The organism is Micromonospora sp. WMMD812 (genome assembly GCF_027497215.1).
Taxonomy (GTDB): domain Bacteria; phylum Actinomycetota; class Actinomycetes; order Mycobacteriales; family Micromonosporaceae; genus Micromonospora.
The window spans coordinates 5,148,968-5,165,092 of sequence record NZ_CP114904.1 but is presented as its reverse complement, the minus strand read 5'-3'; the positions used below and the strand labels follow the sequence as shown (position 1 = coordinate 5,165,092).

The window sequence follows — 16,125 nt, the reverse complement described above, 5'->3', positions numbered from 1 at the left end:
CCACCACCATGGCCAAGCGCATCGAAGCCTCGAACGTCACCGCCTACTACGGCGCCTTCAAGGCGATCGAGAACATCAACCTGACCGTCGAGCCGAAGACGGTCACCGCCCTCATCGGCCCGTCCGGCTGCGGCAAGTCCACCTTCCTCCGCTCGATCAACCGGATGCACGAGGTGCTTCCGGACGCCCGGGTGGAGGGCAGCCTCACCATCGACGACCAGGACATCTACGACCGGGACGTCGACGTCACCGCGGTCCGGCGGATGATCGGCATGGTCTTCCAGCGGCCGAACCCGTTCCCCACCATGAGCATCTACGAGAACGTGGTGGCCGGGCTGCGGCTCAACGGTGTGCGGCGGAAGTCGCTCCTGGACGAGGCGGCGGAGAAGGCGCTCCGTTCGGCGAACCTGTGGGACGAGGTCAAGGACCGGCTGGGCAAGCCGGGTGCCGGCCTCTCCGGCGGTCAGCAGCAGCGCCTCTGCATCGCCCGGACCATCGCGGTCGAGCCGCAGGTCGTGCTCATGGACGAGCCCTGCTCGGCGCTCGACCCGATCTCCACGCTGGCCATCGAGGACCTGATGTTCCAGCTCAAGGACAAGTTCACGATCATCATCGTCACGCACAACATGCAGCAGGCTGCCCGGGTCTCCGACCGGACGGCGTTCTTCTCGATCGAGAAGACCGGCGACCCGGGCCGGCTGATCGAGTACGACAACACCCAGAAGATCTTCAGCAACCCGAGCGTGAAGAAGACCGAGGACTACATCACCGGTCGCTTCGGCTGAGCCGCGGACCGGAAAGCCCGCCTTCGGCGGAGAGAGTGGCCATTCAAGGGGGGTGGCCACTCTCTCCATATCCGGGGCCGGCCGCTACCGGGCGCCACTGCCGCCGGGCCGGCCCGGGCCGGTCAGGCGAGCAGGAAACGGGGGTCGCCGTCCGGGGGCAGCTCCAGGCGCGGCGTGACCGGGGTCGCGGCGTCCCGGGTGGCCGCCGCCCGTACCACGCCGGCCAGGTCGTCGGCGGCCGCCACCTGGCCCAGCGTGACCAGGGTCGGCGGCAGCATGGTCAGCTCGCCCGCCGCGGCCCGGGCCCGCGCCTCCGCCGGCCGGATCCACAACGTGTGGTCGGCCTCGCCGGAGACGTCCCGGGTCCGCTGCCCCTCGGGCAGCAGGGCGACGAAAAAGTACGTGTCGAAGCGGCGCGGCTCGAACTCCGGGGTGATCCACCGGCTCCACGGCAGCAGCAGGTCGGAGCGGAGGGTGAGGCTCCGCTCGGCGAGCAGGTCGGCGAAGCCGCCCCGGTGCTGCTCCAGCGCGACCCGGGCGGTCTCCCAGTCGTCCCCGCTCACGTCGCCGAGCACGCTGGCCGCGTCCGCGCCGGCGAGCAGCACACCCGCCTCCTCGAAGACCTCGCGGGCGGCGGCGCAGACCACCGCCTGGGCGGCGTCCGGCGCGAGCCCGAGCCGCCCGCCCCACTCCGCCGGCGTCGGACCGGCCCAGTCCAGGTGCGCCTGAGAGTCCGACCGGTCCACCCCGCCGCCGGGGAAGGCGTACATCCCGCCGAAGGCCATCGCCGCGACCCGGCGGATCAGGTAGACCTCGAACTCGGCGCCGGCCGGGCGGAGCAGCAGCACGGTCGCCGCCACCCGGGGCACCGCGGGCACGCCGCCCTCGGCCCGGAACCGCCGGGCGTGCTCCACCAGGGCCGGCGGCGCGGCGAAGCCGTCGCGGTCGATCGTCATGACGCGAGCCTAGTTCCCGATGCGCGGATCATCCGATCGGCCGCCCGCCGGCCTTCGCTAGCGTTGCCGGCATGACTCGTTGGGGCATCCTGGCCACCGGCCACATCGCCGGTCGGTTCGCCGAAGACCTCCGGCTGGCGCCGGGCGCCGAACTCGTCGCGGTCGGTTCCCGCACCCTGGAGACCGCCAAGCGGTTCGCCGACCGTCACGGCGCCGCGCGGGCGTACGGCTCCTGGGCGGAGCTGGCGGCGGATCCGGAGGTGGACGTGGTGTACGTGGCGACGCCGCACGCCGCGCACCACGAGGCCGCCATGACCTGCCTGGCCGCCGGACGGGCGGTGCTGCTGGAGAAGCCGTTCACGCTCGACCTGGCGACCAGCACCGAGCTGATCGAGACGGCCCGCGCGGGCGGGGTCTTCCTCATGGAGGCCATGTGGATGCGGACGAACCCGCTGATCCTGCGCATGGTGCAGTTGATCGCCGAGGGGGCGATCGGCACGGTGACGAGCGTGCAGGCCGACTTCGGGGTGGCCGGACCGTTCCCGCCGGAGCACCGCATGCGGGCCCGGGTGCTGGGCGGGGGCGCCCTGCTCGACCTGGGCGTCTACCCGCTGAGCCTGGCGCACCTGCTGCTCGGGGTGCCGCAGCACGTCCGGTCCTGGGCGAAGCTGAGCCCGGAGGGGGTGGACGAGAACACCGGCGTCGTCCTCGGCTACGACACCGGCGCGGTCGCCACGCTGAGCTGCGGGATCCTCGGAGCCACCCCGCTGGTCGCCTCGGTCACCGGCACCGCCGGCCGGATCGACCTGCCGGCGCCGTTCTTCCGGCCGCCGTCGCTGATCCTGCACCGTTCCGGCGCGGAGCCGGAGACGGTCGCCGCCGACCTGACCGGCGGCGGCTATCAGCACGAGGCGGTGGAGGTGCAGCGCTGCCTGGCGGCCGGGCTCACCGAGAGCCCACTGGTGCCGCACTCGACCACCCTGGAGATCATGACCCTGCTCGACACGATCCGCGCCCAGATCGGCGTCGAGTACGCCTGAGACGGCGGAAGGCCCCCCGCGCCACGCGGGGGGCCTTCTCGGGTCGCCGACGGTCAGCCGAAGACCGGACGGACCAACAGGTACGCGATGCAGGCGATCAGCGCGGCGGCCGGGAACGTGATGATCCACGCCAGCACGATGTTGCCGGCGACGTTCCAGCGGACCGCGGAGAGCCGCTTCGTCGCGCCCACGCCCATGATCGCCGAGGTGATGGTGTGCGTGGTGGAGATCGGCGCCTTCAGCACCAGGGCGTTGAAGTAGAGCACCGCGCTGGCCACCGTCTCGGCGGCGAAGCCCTCGGGCGGGCCGAGGTCGATGATCTTGCGGCCGAGCGTGCGGATGATCCGCCAACCGCCGGCGTACGTGCCGAGCGCCAGCATCGTCGCGGAGGTCCAGAAGACCCAGCCGGGGATGTGCGTCTTGTCGTCCTGGAAGCCGCCGGTGTAGAGGGCCAGGACCACGATGCCCATGGTCTTCGCGGCGTCCTGCATGCCGTGGCCGACCGACATCGCGGCCGCCGAGACGGTCTGCGCCCAGCGGAAGCCGCGGTTGAGCTTTCCGGGCTGCCCCTTCCGGAACAGCCAGAGGATTGCCAGCATGACCAGGTAGCCGAGGGTCAGGCCGACGATCGGTGAGAGCACCATCGGAATGATGACCTTGGCCACGATGTTCGCCCACTGCACGACGCCGCCGGCGGCGAGCAGGGTGGCGCCGACCAGGCCGCCGAAGAGCGCGTGCGAGGACGACGAGGGCAGGCCGAAGTACCAGGTGATCAGGTTCCAGGCGATGGCCCCGAGCACGCCCGCGAAGACCACCCCCAGGCTGGCCACCCCGGTGGGCAGCGTCACCAGGCCGTCGCCGACCGTCTTCGCCACGCCGGCGCCGAAGTGGGCGCCGAAGAAGTTGCCGACCGCGGCCAGCAACAGGGCGATCCGGGGTGTCAGCGCCCGGGTGGAGACGCTGGTCGCGATCGCGTTGGCGGCGTCATGGAAGCCGTTGGTGTAGTCGAACACCAGTGCGACCACGATCACCGCCAGCACGGCGATGAGTTCGGGTGTCACAGGATCAGGACTCCTTGACCGCGATGGTCTCGACGGTGTTGGCCACGTGCTCGAAGGCGTCGCAGGCGGCCTCCAGTTCGTCGGCGACCTCCTTCATCTTCAGCACGGTCAGGGCGTCGTACTCACCGGAGAAGAGCCGGACCAGCAGCATCCGGTACGCCTGGTCGCCGTCGTTCTCGAGCCGGTTGCACTCGATCCAGTAGTCCTCGAGGTCCTTCATCGACTTGAGCCGGGGCATCGCCTCGGCGGTCAGCTTCGCCTGCTGGTCGAGCACGTTGACCAGCTCGTGCATCTCCCGGGGCAGCGACGGCAGCTTGGTCAGGCCGTACAGGTAGAGCAGGTTCCCGACCGCCTCGAGGTGGTCCATCACGTCGTCCAGCAGCGAGCCGAGCCGGTAGATGTCCTCCCGGTCGAAGGGCGTGATGAAGGTAGAGTTGATCTTCTTGTACAGCTCGTGGGTGATCTGGTCGCTGTCGTGCTCCACCTCGGTGAGCCGCTCGCTGACGGACTGCACCTCGACCCCCGGCAGGGCCAGCTCGTTGAGCAGCTCGGTGCCCCGGACCAGGTTCTGCGCGGCCCTGGTGAAGAGCTCGTAGAAGGCGCCCTCGGTGGGGCGGAAGGAAAACTTCACAGCACGGACCTCGTGGTGTCGGTGGAAGGGTGGCGGAGGCCTTGGGGGCACCTGCCCTGGGAATGCTAGGTAACCGCCGCGGCGGGCATTCGCCGGCCCACCCCCAGCCAGGCCTCATTAACCGCTAGTTAATCTGTCGTTCATCTCAGGCGTCCGCCCACACCCACATTCCCAGACCGCAGCCGCTCGCGTTCCCGCGCGAGGTCGAAACCGGCTGGCGGATACCCCAGGTCGAGAGTGTCGAACGTCTCGCGGAGCAGGTGGGACACCGCCCAGTCCCGGTACCACTTCCGGTCGGCCGGCACCACGAACCAGGGTGCCGCGTCCGTGCCGCACCGGCCGAGCGCGTCGGCGTACGCGGCCTGGTAGTCGTCCCAGCGGGCTCGGGCGTCCACGTCCGAGGGGTTGTACTTCCAGTGCTTGCGGGGGTCGTCGAGACGCTCCAGGAGCCGGACCCCCTGCTCGGCGTAGGAGATGTGAAGCATCACCTTGACCACCGTCACCCCGCCGTCGGTCAACTCGCGCTCGAAGGCGTTGATCTCGTCGTACCGGGCCCGCCAGACCGGCTCCGGCACCAGCGACCCCACCCGGGCCGCCAGCACGTCCTCGTAGTGCGAGCGGTTGAAGACGCCCACGTAGCCCGGCGGCGGCAACGCCCGCCGGATCCGCCACAGAAAGTCGTGCCGCAGCTCCTCGGGGTTCGGCGGGCCGAACGAGCGGATGTGCATGCCGAGCGGGTTCATCGCGCCGGCTACCCGCTTGATCGTGCCGTCCTTGCCGCCGCAGTCCATCGCCTGGAGCACGAGCAGCACGCGGCGCGGCGGGTGGTCGCCGGCCGCCCCGCGCGACCCGCCCGGCGCGCCGGGGCCGTCCGCGGCGCCCGATCCGGCCTCGGCGGCTTTCGCGGTGGCGTAGAGCATCTCCTGCTGGCGGCCGAGCTCGGCGCCGATCACCTCGACCTGCTCCCGGGCCCAGGCCTTCCGGGGCTCGCCGGTCACCACCGGCCCGGGGAGGCCCGGCGTCGACCGTGGGTCGATGCTGTCGAGGTCGACCGGTGCGGTCACCCGCAGCAGTTCCCGTACGGGGCCGCCGGCCGGCGGCACGATCCGCGTCTCCCGAGGTGCGCTCATCCCCGGATCATCACCCACCTGCCCCGGATCCGCCCGCCCGCCGGCCGGCCCGGTCCCGCCTCGGTCGGCGCCAGGTCGGATCACCGCTGTCACATTCGGGGCGGCAGGACGGTCCCATGGGCGGGAGGATGTGTGCCTGGGGCGGTCGGCCGGTGGGAGGAGCGCGTGGTGCGGGATCTGGCGACGGAGTTCGAGGCCGAGCGGGGGCGGCTGCTGGCGGTGGCCCACCGGATGCTCGGCAGCCGCAGCGAGGCCGAGGACGCCGTGCAGGAGACCTGGCTGCGGTACGCGAACGCGCTCGCCGACCCGGCCGCCCGCGCCGAGATCCGGGATCTGCGCGCCTGGCTGACCACCGCCTGCGCCCGGATCTGCCTGGACGTGCTCCGCTCCGCGCGGGTACGCCGGGAGGCGTACGTCGGCCAGTGGTTGCCGGAGCCGATCGTCACCCCGCTGGAGACCGGACGACCCGACGGGTACGCCCCGGACCCGGCCGAGCGGGCCGTCCGCACCGACCAGCTCGGCACCGCCCTGCTGGTGGTGCTGGAGCGGCTGCCACCGGAGCAGCGGGTCGCGTTCGTCCTGCACGACGTGTTCGCCGTGCCGTTCGCCCGGGTCGCCGAGGTGCTCGGCACCACCGACGCCGCCGCCCGGCAGCTCGCCTCCCGGGCCCGACGGACGGTCAGCGCGCCCGACGTGCCCCGACACACCGCCGACCCGGCCGAGCAGCGGCGGGTCGTCGCGGCATTCGTCGACGCCGCCGAGTCCGGCGAACTGGACCGCCTTCTCCAGGTGCTCGCCCCGGACGTGGTCTCGATCGGCGACAGCGGCGGGCAGTTCCCGGCGGCCCGCCGGCCGGTCGTCGGCGCGAGCGCGGTCGGCCGCTTCACCCTCGGGCTCTTCGGGCGGGCCGGCCGCTACCACCAGCGGTTGCTGGCACGGCCGGTGCTGGTGGACGGCGTGCTCGGGCTCCAGACGGAGATGGTGCACACCGACGGCCGACCGATCCGGGTGATCACCGCCTTCGCCGTGGACGGAGGCCGGATCACCGCGATGTTCAACCAGCTCAACCCGGACAAGCTGGGCGATCTGCCGCCGCTCGCCCCGACGGACGAGTGGCCGCCCCGCTGGTGACTCCTGCTGCCGCCGTCGCCGACCCGGCCACCCCCGCGCGCCCGGCTCAGACGACCAGGGCCAGCCACTTCCGGTACGAGGTGGCGAAGGGCTCCGTGCCGTCGCCGAGCGCCCCGAAGAGCCACCGGGCCGCCGCCTCCGCCTCGACCACCAAGTCCTCCGGGTAGCCGAACCGGAGCCGGTGCTCGGCGAACTCGTCCTCGTCGCGCAGCTCGACGGCGCCGGTGGCCCGGCGTCGGACCACGTCCAGGTCCAGGTCGAAGAGGTGGACCGTGTCGTCCGACTCCCAGCGGGCCGGGCTGGCGATGTCGCAGTAGACCTCGCTGGTGCGCGGCGGCGGGTTGAACATGCCGGTCCACCAGGCATGGTGCGGCACCAGGAGGACGAACGGGATCTGCTCCACCGAGGGCCGGCCGTGGTAGACCGACTTGGTGCCGGCGGGGACGCCGAGCCAGACGCCGAGGTCGTCCTCGGCGAGCCGACGGGCCGGGTAGTCGCGGTGGGCGCTGCCGTCGTACTTGCGGTAGATCACGCGGACCACGTCGCTCGGCATGAGTCGCACCCTAACCGATGCCACCCACTCGTCGTAGCGCCCACGTAACCGGACGGGCCGGTCGAAAAATCCGCAGCCCGAGCGCGCCACGCGGGCGGAGCGGCGCGGCCCGTGTCGGCGGCGACGGGTACCGTCGCACGGTGACTCCGCCCCGCGCCGCCACCGGTTCCACCGTTCCCTCGGCCCGCGCGGGACGGCGCCGGGGCGCCCGGGCGAGCGGGGCCGACCTGCTCGCGGCGGCCGTGGGCGCGGTGCCCGGCGGGGCCGCCCGCCCCGGCCAGCAGGAGATGGCGACGGCCATCGAGGAGTGCGTGGCCTCCGGCGAGCACCTGCTGGTCCAGGCCGGCACGGGCACCGGCAAGTCGTTGGCGTACCTCGCGCCGGCTCTCACCGTCGACGGCCCGGTGGTGGTCTCCACCGCCACCCTGGCCCTGCAGTCGCAGCTCGTCGACCACGACCTGCCCCGGCTGGCCGACGCGGTCGAGCCGGTGCTCGGCCGTCGGCCCACCTTCGCGGTGCTCAAGGGGCGCCACCACTACCTGTGCCTGGCCCGGCTGGACAACTCGACCGAGGAGGAGCCGGAGGACACGCTCTTCGACGCCCCCGCCCGCCCCGCCGCCGGGAAGTGGCTCGGCGAGGCCGGTCGGCTGGGCAAGCAGGTGCAGCGGCTGCGGGACTGGGCGGCGGAGACCGAAACCGGCGACCGCGACGAGTTGGACCCGGGCGTCGACGACCAGGCGTGGCGGTTGGTCTCGATGCCCGCGCGCGAGTGCGTGGGAGCGGGCCGCTGCCCGTTCGGCCCCGAGTGCTTCGCCGAGGCGTCCCGGGCCCGCGCCCGGGAGGCGGACATCGTGGTGACCAACCACAGCCTGCTCGCGGTCGACATGCTGGCCGGGCGGCAGATCGTGCCGCCGCACAAGCTGCTGGTCGTCGACGAGGCGCACGAGCTCGCCGACCGGGTCTCCTCGGCCGCCCAGGCCGAGCTGGTGCCGGAGCTGATCGACCGGTCCGCCCGTCGCGGCCGGCCGCTGCTGCGGCCGGAGACCGCCGAGGCGCTCACCGCCGCCGGTGACGCCCTCGCCGTGGGCCTGGCCGAAGCCCCGGCCGGGCGGCTCACCGCCGGGCTGCCGGCGCCGCTGCGCGAGGCCTGCACCCTGCTCGACGCGGCCACCCGGGCCGCGCTCGACGCGATCGGCGACATCAAGGCCGATGATCCCGACCCGGTGCGCAAGCAGCAGGCCAAGGCCGTGCTCGACGAGCTGTCGACGACCGCGCAGCGGTTGCTGGAGGAGAACGAGCACGACGTGGCCTGGGTGGAGAAGCCCGACAACGGCGGCCGGCGTGCCCTGGTGGTGGCCCCGCTCTCGGTCGCCGGCACCCTCGCCACCCACCTCTACGACGAGCGCACCGTGGTGGCCACCTCGGCCACCCTCACCCTCGGCGGCCGCTTCGACACGGTGGCCCGGGCGCTCGGGCTGGACGCCCCTCCCCCGGCACCACCGTCGCCGGCCGCCGCCGCGCTGGCCGCGTCCACCGGGCGCGCCGGCCGCGACGACGACAGATCGGGCCCGGGCGGGCCGGGGCCGCGCCCGGGCCGTACCGCCGGCGACGGGCGGACGGGCACGCCGGGCGATGCCGCGGATGGGCGCCCGACGCCGGGCGTGCCGGCCACCAGCGGCCCGGGTTGGCGGTCACTGGACGTCGGCTCACCGTTCGACTACGCGCGGCAGGGCATCCTCTACGTCGCCGGGCACCTGCCCCGGCCGAGCGTCTCCGGGCTGCCCGACGCGGCCGGCGAGGAGCTGCTCGGGCTGGTCGAGGCGCTTGGTGGGCGTACGCTCGGCCTCTTCTCCTCCCGACGGGCCGCGCAGCAGGCGGCGGAGCTGCTCCGCGCGCGGACCGACCTGCCGGTGCTGTTGCAGGGCGAGGAGGCCCTCCCGCTGCTGGTCCGCCGGTTCCGGGAGGAGCGGGCCAGCTGCCTGTTCGGGGTGATGTCGCTCTGGCAGGGGGTCGACGTGCCGGGCGACTCCTGCCAGCTCGTGGTGATCGACCGGCTGCCGTTCCCCCGCCCCGACGAGCCGCTGGCGGCGGCCCGGGCCGCGGTGGTGGACGCGAGCGGCGGCTCCGGCTTCGCCGCCGTCAGCGTGCCGATCGCCGCGATCCGGCTGGCTCAGGGGGTGGGGCGCCTGATCCGGGCCACCGGCGACCGGGGGGTGGTCGCCGTGCTCGACTCGCGGCTGGAGACCGCACGCGGCTACGGCCCGTTCCTGCGCCGCTCACTGCCCCCGTTCTGGTACACCACCCGCCCCGAGGTCGCCCGCGGCGCCCTGCAGCGCCTCGCCAAGGCCTGACGCGGCCCTCGCGAGCCGCGCCGGTCAGGGTGCCTGGGAGGCGACCACCACGGCGTCCGGCGGAGTGTCCGGCACCGTACGCGCGGCCAGCCGGCGGACGGCCGTGTTCAGCACCGCGATCAACGGCACGGCCACCAGCGCGCCGGTGATGCCGGCGAGCACGACCCCGGCCGCGATGCCGATGATCACCGCGAGCGGGTGGATGGCCACCGCCCGTCCCATGATCAGCGGCTGGAGCACGTGACCCTCCAGCTGCTGCACGCCGATCACCGCGCCCAGGATGATCAGCGCGGTGACCGGGCCGCTGTCCACCAGCGCCACCAGCACCGCGACGCCGCCGGAGAGCGCCGCCCCGACGATCGGGATGAACGCGCCGAGGAAGACCAGCGCGGCGAGCGGGAAGGCGAACGGGACGTCGAAGATGACCAGGAAGATGCCGATGCCGACCGCGTCGATGAAGGCCACCAGCACGGTCGCCCGGACGTAGGCCCCGAGCGTCGCCCAGGAGGCCCGGCCCGCGTCGTCGACCTTCCAGCGTGCGGCCACGGGCAGCAGCCGGACCAGGAAGCGCCAGATCCGGCTGCCGTCCCGGAGGAAGAAGAACGTGGCGAACAGCACCAGGATGGTGCCGGTGAGCACCTCGGCGAGCGTGGCGGCGGTCGTGGTCGCCGCGCTGGTGAAACGGCCGGTGTTGTCGTTGATCCAGCCCTGCGCCTCGTCGATGTAGCGGTCGAGCTGCGTGTCGGAGAGGTGCAGCGGGCCCGTCTTGAGCCAGTTCTGGATCTGCCGGACACCCTCCGAGGACTTGTCGCTCAGCTCCGGCACGCCCCGGACGAACTCGTTGACCACCAGGGTCAGCGTGCCGACCACCGCGGCGAGGCCGCCGACGAGCACCACCCCGGTCGCCAGCGACCGGGGGAAGCGGGCCCGCAGCAGCCACCCGACCGCCGGCGCGAGCAGGGCGGAGAGCAGCAGCGCGATGGCCAGCGGGATGACGACGATGCTGATCGTGCCGACGATCCTCAGGAGCGCCCACGCCACCACGCCGACCACGATGAGACGCCACGACCAGGCGGCGGCGATCCGCAGCGCGTGCGGCACGTCGGCGTCGTCCCGGCTGGCGGTGGAGGCGTGCATCGCGGCGGGGGGCGGGGCACCGACCACGGTCGCCGTCGGGGGCGCCACCGGCCCGGGCGACTCCGGTGAGGCCACCGCGGCCCGCGCCGGCTGCTCCTGCTGCTCCGGCGCGTCGGCGGGCCTGGAGCCCCCGGCCCGCACCGAATGCCGTCCCGACTCGTACGCGCGGCGCAGCCGGCCGCGTACCCGCTCGAAGCGGCTCAAGCGCACCTCCTGGCAAGACGACGGTCCGCCCACGGCGACAGGTCGGACAGCATACGCCGACCCGCACCACCGTAGGGCATTTCCGCCACCCATTGCCCCGTTCACCACCCCGGCAACCACCGGCCTGGCGCCGCCGGCGACACGGTAGCGTCTGCGGCGTGACCGCCGACGACGATCTCGACTCCGGCCTGCCGATCCGCCTGCTGCACGACCGGGTGCTGGTCCGCATGGAGGGGAGCGAGGGTGAGCGCCGCTCCACCGCCGGCATCGTGATCCCGGCGACCGCGGCGGTGGGTAAGCGGCTGGCCTGGGCGACCGCCGTCGGCGTGGGCCCGAACGTCCGCTCGATCGTCTCGGGGGACCGGGTGCTCTTCGACCCGGACGACCGCTCGGAGGTCGAACTGCATGGTCGGGGCTACGTCCTGCTGCGCGAGCGGGACGTGCACGCCGTCGCCGCCGAGCGGATCGAGAACAACTCCACCGGGCTCTACCTCTAGACCCCGCCCGGGGCCGCCGCCGGCCGGTTTTCCCGCCGCCGACCCCACGGGCGTCGTTTGCACCGCTCCCCGCCGGGAAGCCAGCCGCACCACCGGTCCTGGGGAGGGACGACGATGCCGGAGTGGATTAGGAAGCTGCTGTTCTGGGGCTTCATCGCGTTCCTGATCTACTTCATGGCGTTCCGCCCGGACGGCGCGTCGTCGATGTTCAAGGCCCTCGGCGCCGGCCTGGTGGCGATGTTCCAGGGCCTCGGCGACTTCCTCACCGGCCTGATGACCTGACCGCCGGGCCGGGCCGGGCCGCGCCGGGCCGCGTAGCCGGCGCGGCGCCGCACGTCAGGCGCGCCGACGCACGCCTGGCCGCGTCGGGCCGCCCTCAGGAGCGGGCGGGCCAGCCGGGCGGCGGGCCGTACCAGCCGGGCGGGGGGTGAGCCTCCGGGGGCGGCGGGGGTGCGCCGAGCACCACCGGGATCGGCACCACCGGCTCGTCCGGTGGGTCCACCGCGCGCTGCGAGCCGTCCGGGAACCGCAGGTGGTAGCGGGTTCCGTCCCACACCCCGGCGGGGGCCTGCGGGTCTCGACCGACGAAGAACGACCGGTACGCGCCGATCGCCTCCAACAGCTCCCGTTCCTCCCGGGCGGTCCGTTCCCGGTCCGCCGCCTTACGGTCGAGCCCCCGCAACGACCCGTCCCGCAGCAGCGCCAGCCGGGTGGCCGCGAACTGGTAGCCACGCATCGCCCGCACCCCCGCGTCGCCGGCGACCCGCCGGGCCCAGACCCGGGCCGCGTGTCGGCGGCCGAGGCTGCTCAGCGCCGCCACCTCGGGCGGGGTCAGCCAGCCGGCGCGGACGTAGTCCGGCAGCCGCCGCTCGGTGAGTCGCCCCTCCCAGGCGCGCAGCCAGACGGCCAGCCCCACCATGCCGAAGAAGATCGGCACCATCAGCCCGAAGAAGCCGTACAGCATGATCAGCAGCTGCCCGGTGGCCTGCGTCAACGTCGGCAGCAGGTTCCAGGTGCCGTGCAGCATCATCGCCAGCAGCAGCCCGGCGATCGGTGCCAGCACCCGTACCCGGCGGTCGGCGGACCGGGCGGCGATGCCGAGCCCGACTCCGGTCATCGAGGTGAAGAGCGGGTGGGCGAAACCGAACAGCAGGATCCGGACGATGAAGATGGCGATCACCTGTTGCGCCCCGGTGGCCGGCCCGAACCGCTCCGCGCCGGACGCGTAGCCGTAGCCACCGAGGTAGAGGATGTTCTCCACCATGGCGAAGCCGACCGCGGAGAGCCCGCAGTAGACCAGGCCGTCGGTGATCCCGGACCACTCCCGGCGCCGGAAGATCAGCAGCAGGATCGGTCCGAGCGCCTTGGTCAACTCCTCGATGAACGGCGCGACGAGCACGGCGGTGAGCGCGGTCGGCAGCCCCCAGTCGGCGAACTGGCCGGCAGCGAACTCGTTCACCCGCAGCGACGCGGCGGTGGAGACGAACGCGCCCCAGGCGAAGCAGAAGATCAGGTACGGCAGTGGCTCCGGCTCGTACCGGTCGAGCCAGAGGAAGCACGCGACCAGCACCGGCACCGGCAGGATGGCGGCCACCAGGCCGATCAGCAGCGCCTGGGCGCCGAGGCTCTCGCCCAGCGTGACGACCATGAAGACCGCGCAGGCGGCGATGAAGAGCACCACCCCCGCGAGCACCAGGATCCGCCGCCAGCCCAGCCGGCGCAGCGGCATCCGGGGGGCGGCGCCGGGCGCGGGCGGAGCGGAGGGCGCGGGCGGCGACGGTGGGGCTCCGCCGGGCGGGGTGTCGGCCATGCGGTCAGCGTAGCCATCCCCGGCCGCCGGTTCCGGTCGCATCGGTGGCCGCTATGCTGCCGGCAGGTCACGAGTGCCAGCGTCAAGCCCCGGCTTGCTGGCCGGCAACCCTCGTCGAGGTTCGCGGTGGGGTGCCCCGGGTGATGACCGGGCCCGGCCCCGATCCGCGAGCCGGGCAAGCGCGGACCCCGTCCCGACGTACGCCTGGGGTCCCTGGCCCGGGAGGTTTCCGGCATGCCCGTCACCCTCGTACCCCCGCCGTCCGCCGTGGCGCCCACCCCGACCGAGGTCGGGCCGCTCGACGTGCTCGGCGTGCCGGGCGAGATCAACCTCGACTACGCGGCCACCGCGCCGTGCGCCCGCGCGGCGGCCGACGCGGTGGCCGAGCTGCTGCCGTGGTACGCGAGCGTGCACCGCGGCGCGGGGGCGCTCTCCCGCCGCTGCACGCTCGCCTACGAGCGGGCCCGCCAGACGGTGGGCGACTTCTTCGGCGCCGGCGCCGACGACCACGTGATCTTCACCCGGAACACGACCGACGCGCTGAACCTGCTGGCCCGGGCGCTGCCGGCCGGCACCACCGTGGTCACCTTCGCCGGCGAGCACCACGCGAACCTGCTTCCGTGGCCGCGCGGCTCGGTCCGGCTGCCCGTGCCCGCCGACCCGGGCGAGTCGGTCCGCGCCCTGGACGCGGCCCTCACCGAGCTGCGCCGGGACGCCAGCGCCGGGCTCCCGGTGCTGGTCGCGGTCACCGGGGCCAGCAACGTCACCGGTGAGCGCTGGCCGGTGGCGGAGCTCGCCCGGGTGGCCCGGCGGCACCGGGCCCGGATCGCGGTGGACGCCGCGCAGCTCGCCCCGCACGCCCCGGTCGACCTGCTCGCGCTGGACGTCGACTATCTGGCCGTCTCCGGTCACAAGCTGTACGCGCCGTTCGGCGCCGGCGCGTTGATCGGCCGCGCGGACTGGCTGGACGCGGCGCCGCCGTACCTGGCCGGGGGCGGCGCCACCAGCCGGGTCGGTGCGGGCACCCACGAGGTGACCTGGGCGGTCGGGCCGGCCCGGCACGAGGGTGGCACGCCCAACCTGCTCGGCGCCGTCGCGCTCGCCGCCGTCTGCGCCGCCCTCTCGGCGGCCGATCGGGACGCGCTGCACGACGGGGAGCAACGGCTGCTGGCCCGGCTGCGGGACGGCCTGGCCGCCCTGCCGCACGTCGTGGAGCTGCGCACCTTCGGCCCGGATGCGCCGCGGGTGGGCATCGTCTCGTTCGTGGTCGCCGGCCGGGAGTCCAGCGAGGTCGCCGCCGAGCTGGCCCGGACGTACGCGATCGGGGTGCGCGACGGCCTCTTCTGCGCCCATCCGCTGGCCCAGCGGCTGCTCGGCGAGGCGGCGGCCCGGACGGGTCGGCGGGACCTGCCGCCGACCGCGCTGCGCGCCAGCATCGGCCTGGGCAGCACGGCGGAGCACGTCGACCGGCTGCTGACCGCCCTCGCCCGCCTCGGTTGAGGCCGGCGACGCCCCCGGTCAGCCGACCGGGGGCGCGGTGGGCGGCTTCGGAGCGCCCTCCGGCTCGGGCCCGCCGCCCTGGGGCGCCTCCTGCTCTCCGAAGGACTGCCGGATCAGCCGGTTCGCCTCCTCCTGCTCGATGCCGGAGGCGACCAGGAGGTCGCTCGCCGTGGTACGCACCTGCGCGATCACCACGCTGCCGGAGAAGCCGACCCCCTCGGCGTACGCCCGGCCGGCCTCGCTGACCGCCCGCAGTGATCGTTCCCGGGCCTGCTGCGGCTCGTCGCCGACGGCGAACTCGTGCTTGAGCAGGCGGACCGACTCGGCGAGGTGGGCGACCGAGTCCGGCATCGGTTCCGGCACCGGCTCCTCGTCCTCGAGGAGGGTGACCGAGCGGCGGATGAGCGTGCCGCTGTTACGCATGGCCCGGTCGATCGGGTCGGCCGCCTCGGCGTAGTGGGTCAGCTCGTCCCGCCGGTGCCAGCGAGCCGGCGAGAGGGTGGCGGTCTCCTTGGCCCCCTCGATCGCCTCGGCGAGGGTGGCCAGCTCCTCCTTGTTGTTGCGCAGCCGGTCCAGGGCTCTCTGCACGCTGCGCTGGTCCCGGTTGCGCAACCCCTCGGCCGTCAGGTCGAGCTGGGCGGCGAGCAGGTCCAGCGCCGGCCGGGCGGCCCGGTTGATCACCCGCAGTGGGTTGAGCGGGAGCAGGATCGCCGTCACCAGCAGCGCGATCCCACCGCCGACGAAGGCGTCGACGAACCGCGGTATCTCCAGGTTCTCGGTGGACGGGCTCAGCGTCACGATCAGCACGGCGGTGGCCGCGGCCTGGATGACGATCGCGACGCTCGCGCCGGCGAAGATGGTCACCAGGATGGCCACCGTGACCACCAGGCCGAGCTGCCAGGCCCCGGTGTCGAGCAGGTAGATCAGGCCGTCGCCGATCGCCACCCCGATCGCCACCCCGATGATCAGTTCGACGGTGCGACGGAACCGCTGACCGACCGAGGCGGCCAGCGTGCCGACCGCCGAGATCGGCGCGAAGACCGGCTGCGGGTTGCCGAGCAGCCGATGCGACACCAGGTAGGACAGCGCGGCCGCCAGGCCGGCCTGCACGGCCAGCCCGCCCGCCATCCGGACCCGGTGCAGCCGGTCGTGCAGCGTCGCCTTGCTCCGGTCCCGTACCTGGTCCATCGCCTCGGCGATGCGCGCGCTGTCGATGTCGGTCAAACCCTTCCGCAGGCCGACCCGCCGCATGAGTGACTGACGTCTGCTCCCCCGGGCCACGGCCATGGCCGGTACTACCCGCGCCGCGCCGGGTGAATCCTCGGGTCACCTCCGGGGT

Annotated in this window: 14 protein-coding genes, 2 pseudogenes and 1 riboswitch; of the genes and pseudogenes, 8 read left to right on the top strand and 8 right to left on the bottom strand. The window is 73.9% G+C overall.

Annotated features, from left to right (window positions below; genetic code table 11):
• Positions 1-8 precede the first annotated feature (8 nt).
• Entirely contained in the window at positions 9-785 is a 777-nt protein-coding gene (pstB, locus tag O7603_RS23880) for a phosphate ABC transporter ATP-binding protein PstB (RefSeq protein WP_281576782.1), read from the top strand.
• Between the two features lie 122 nt (positions 786-907).
• On the opposite strand, the gene O7603_RS23875 is transcribed toward pstB, so the two are convergent.
• Complete coding sequence (locus O7603_RS23875) at positions 908-1,741, bottom strand: NUDIX domain-containing protein (protein ID WP_281572018.1); 834 nt, start codon at positions 1,739-1,741, stop codon at positions 908-910.
• Between the two features lie 71 nt (positions 1,742-1,812).
• Here O7603_RS23875 and O7603_RS23870 point away from each other — a divergent pair, with 71 nt between their 5' ends.
• Complete coding sequence (locus tag O7603_RS23870; protein ID WP_281572017.1) at positions 1,813-2,781, top strand: Gfo/Idh/MocA family oxidoreductase; 969 nt, start codon at positions 1,813-1,815, stop codon at positions 2,779-2,781.
• A 53-nt stretch (positions 2,782-2,834) separates the two neighbouring features.
• Here O7603_RS23870 and O7603_RS23865 read toward each other — a convergent pair whose 3' ends face one another.
• From O7603_RS23865 to O7603_RS23855, 3 genes are all read right to left on the bottom strand, one after another.
• Positions 2,835-3,842, bottom strand: coding sequence for an inorganic phosphate transporter (locus O7603_RS23865; protein WP_281572016.1), 1,008 nt, complete (start codon positions 3,840-3,842; stop codon positions 2,835-2,837).
• 4 nt (positions 3,843-3,846) lie between these two features.
• On the bottom strand, positions 3,847-4,473 hold the full coding sequence (locus O7603_RS23860; RefSeq protein ID WP_076466922.1) for a DUF47 family protein: 627 nt from the start codon (positions 4,471-4,473) through the stop codon (positions 3,847-3,849).
• A gap of 140 nt (positions 4,474-4,613) precedes the next feature.
• Positions 4,614-5,603, bottom strand: a complete 990-nt coding sequence (locus tag O7603_RS23855; RefSeq protein WP_281572015.1) for a PPK2 family polyphosphate kinase — start codon at positions 5,601-5,603, stop codon at positions 4,614-4,616.
• Between the two features lie 168 nt (positions 5,604-5,771).
• On the opposite strand from O7603_RS23855, the gene sigJ reads away from it, so the two are divergent.
• Positions 5,772-6,734 carry an RNA polymerase sigma factor SigJ gene (sigJ, locus tag O7603_RS23850; protein WP_281572014.1) on the top strand — a complete coding sequence of 321 codons (963 nt, stop codon included), beginning with the start codon at positions 5,772-5,774 and terminating at the stop codon, positions 6,732-6,734.
• Between the two features lie 46 nt (positions 6,735-6,780).
• Here the strand turns inward: sigJ and O7603_RS23845 are convergent, their stop codons facing one another.
• Positions 6,781-7,287 (bottom strand): DUF402 domain-containing protein, encoded by a 507-nt coding sequence (locus O7603_RS23845; protein ID WP_281572013.1) that lies wholly within the window; start codon positions 7,285-7,287, stop codon positions 6,781-6,783.
• Between the two features lie 140 nt (positions 7,288-7,427).
• Between O7603_RS23845 and O7603_RS33085 the strand changes: the two are divergent.
• Together O7603_RS33085 and O7603_RS33080 are read left to right on the top strand one after the other, a co-directional pair.
• A pseudogene (locus O7603_RS33085) lies at positions 7,428-8,768 on the top strand (ATP-dependent DNA helicase); the annotation flags it as partial.
• Positions 8,769-8,957: 189 nt separating this feature from the next.
• Positions 8,958-9,638: pseudogene (locus tag O7603_RS33080) on the top strand (ATP-dependent DNA helicase); the annotation flags it as partial.
• 24 nt (positions 9,639-9,662) lie between these two features.
• On the opposite strand, the gene O7603_RS23835 reads toward O7603_RS33080, so the two are convergent.
• Positions 9,663-10,979 carry an AI-2E family transporter gene (locus O7603_RS23835; RefSeq protein ID WP_281572011.1) on the bottom strand — a complete coding sequence of 439 codons (1,317 nt, stop codon included), beginning with the start codon at positions 10,977-10,979 and terminating at the stop codon, positions 9,663-9,665.
• 158 nt (positions 10,980-11,137) lie between these two features.
• Between O7603_RS23835 and O7603_RS23830 the strand changes: the two genes are divergently transcribed.
• Both O7603_RS23830 and O7603_RS23825 read left to right on the top strand, forming a co-directional pair.
• Positions 11,138-11,476: a co-chaperone GroES gene (locus O7603_RS23830; RefSeq protein WP_281572010.1), complete on the top strand. Its 339-nt coding sequence runs from the start codon at positions 11,138-11,140 to the stop codon at positions 11,474-11,476.
• Positions 11,477-11,590: 114 nt separating this feature from the next.
• Entirely contained in the window at positions 11,591-11,758 is a 168-nt protein-coding gene (locus O7603_RS23825; RefSeq protein ID WP_281572009.1) for a hypothetical protein, read from the top strand.
• Between the two features lie 94 nt (positions 11,759-11,852).
• On the opposite strand, the gene O7603_RS23820 is transcribed toward O7603_RS23825, so the two are convergent.
• Positions 11,853-13,328: a PrsW family intramembrane metalloprotease gene (locus tag O7603_RS23820; protein WP_281572008.1), complete on the bottom strand. Its 1,476-nt coding sequence runs from the start codon at positions 13,326-13,328 to the stop codon at positions 11,853-11,855.
• A gap of 23 nt (positions 13,329-13,351) precedes the next feature.
• Positions 13,352-13,474: riboswitch (SAM riboswitch) on the top strand.
• A 46-nt stretch (positions 13,475-13,520) separates the two neighbouring features.
• Here O7603_RS23820 and O7603_RS23815 point away from each other — a divergent pair.
• Positions 13,521-14,786 (top strand): aminotransferase class V-fold PLP-dependent enzyme, encoded by a 1,266-nt coding sequence (locus O7603_RS23815; RefSeq protein WP_281572007.1) that lies wholly within the window; start codon positions 13,521-13,523, stop codon positions 14,784-14,786.
• Between the two features lie 18 nt (positions 14,787-14,804).
• Here the strand turns inward: O7603_RS23815 and O7603_RS23810 are convergent, their stop codons facing one another.
• A complete protein-coding gene (locus O7603_RS23810; RefSeq protein ID WP_281572006.1) occupies positions 14,805-16,037 on the bottom strand; it encodes an FUSC family protein in 1,233 nt (410 codons plus the stop codon).
• Between the last annotated feature and the right edge of the window lie 88 nt (positions 16,038-16,125).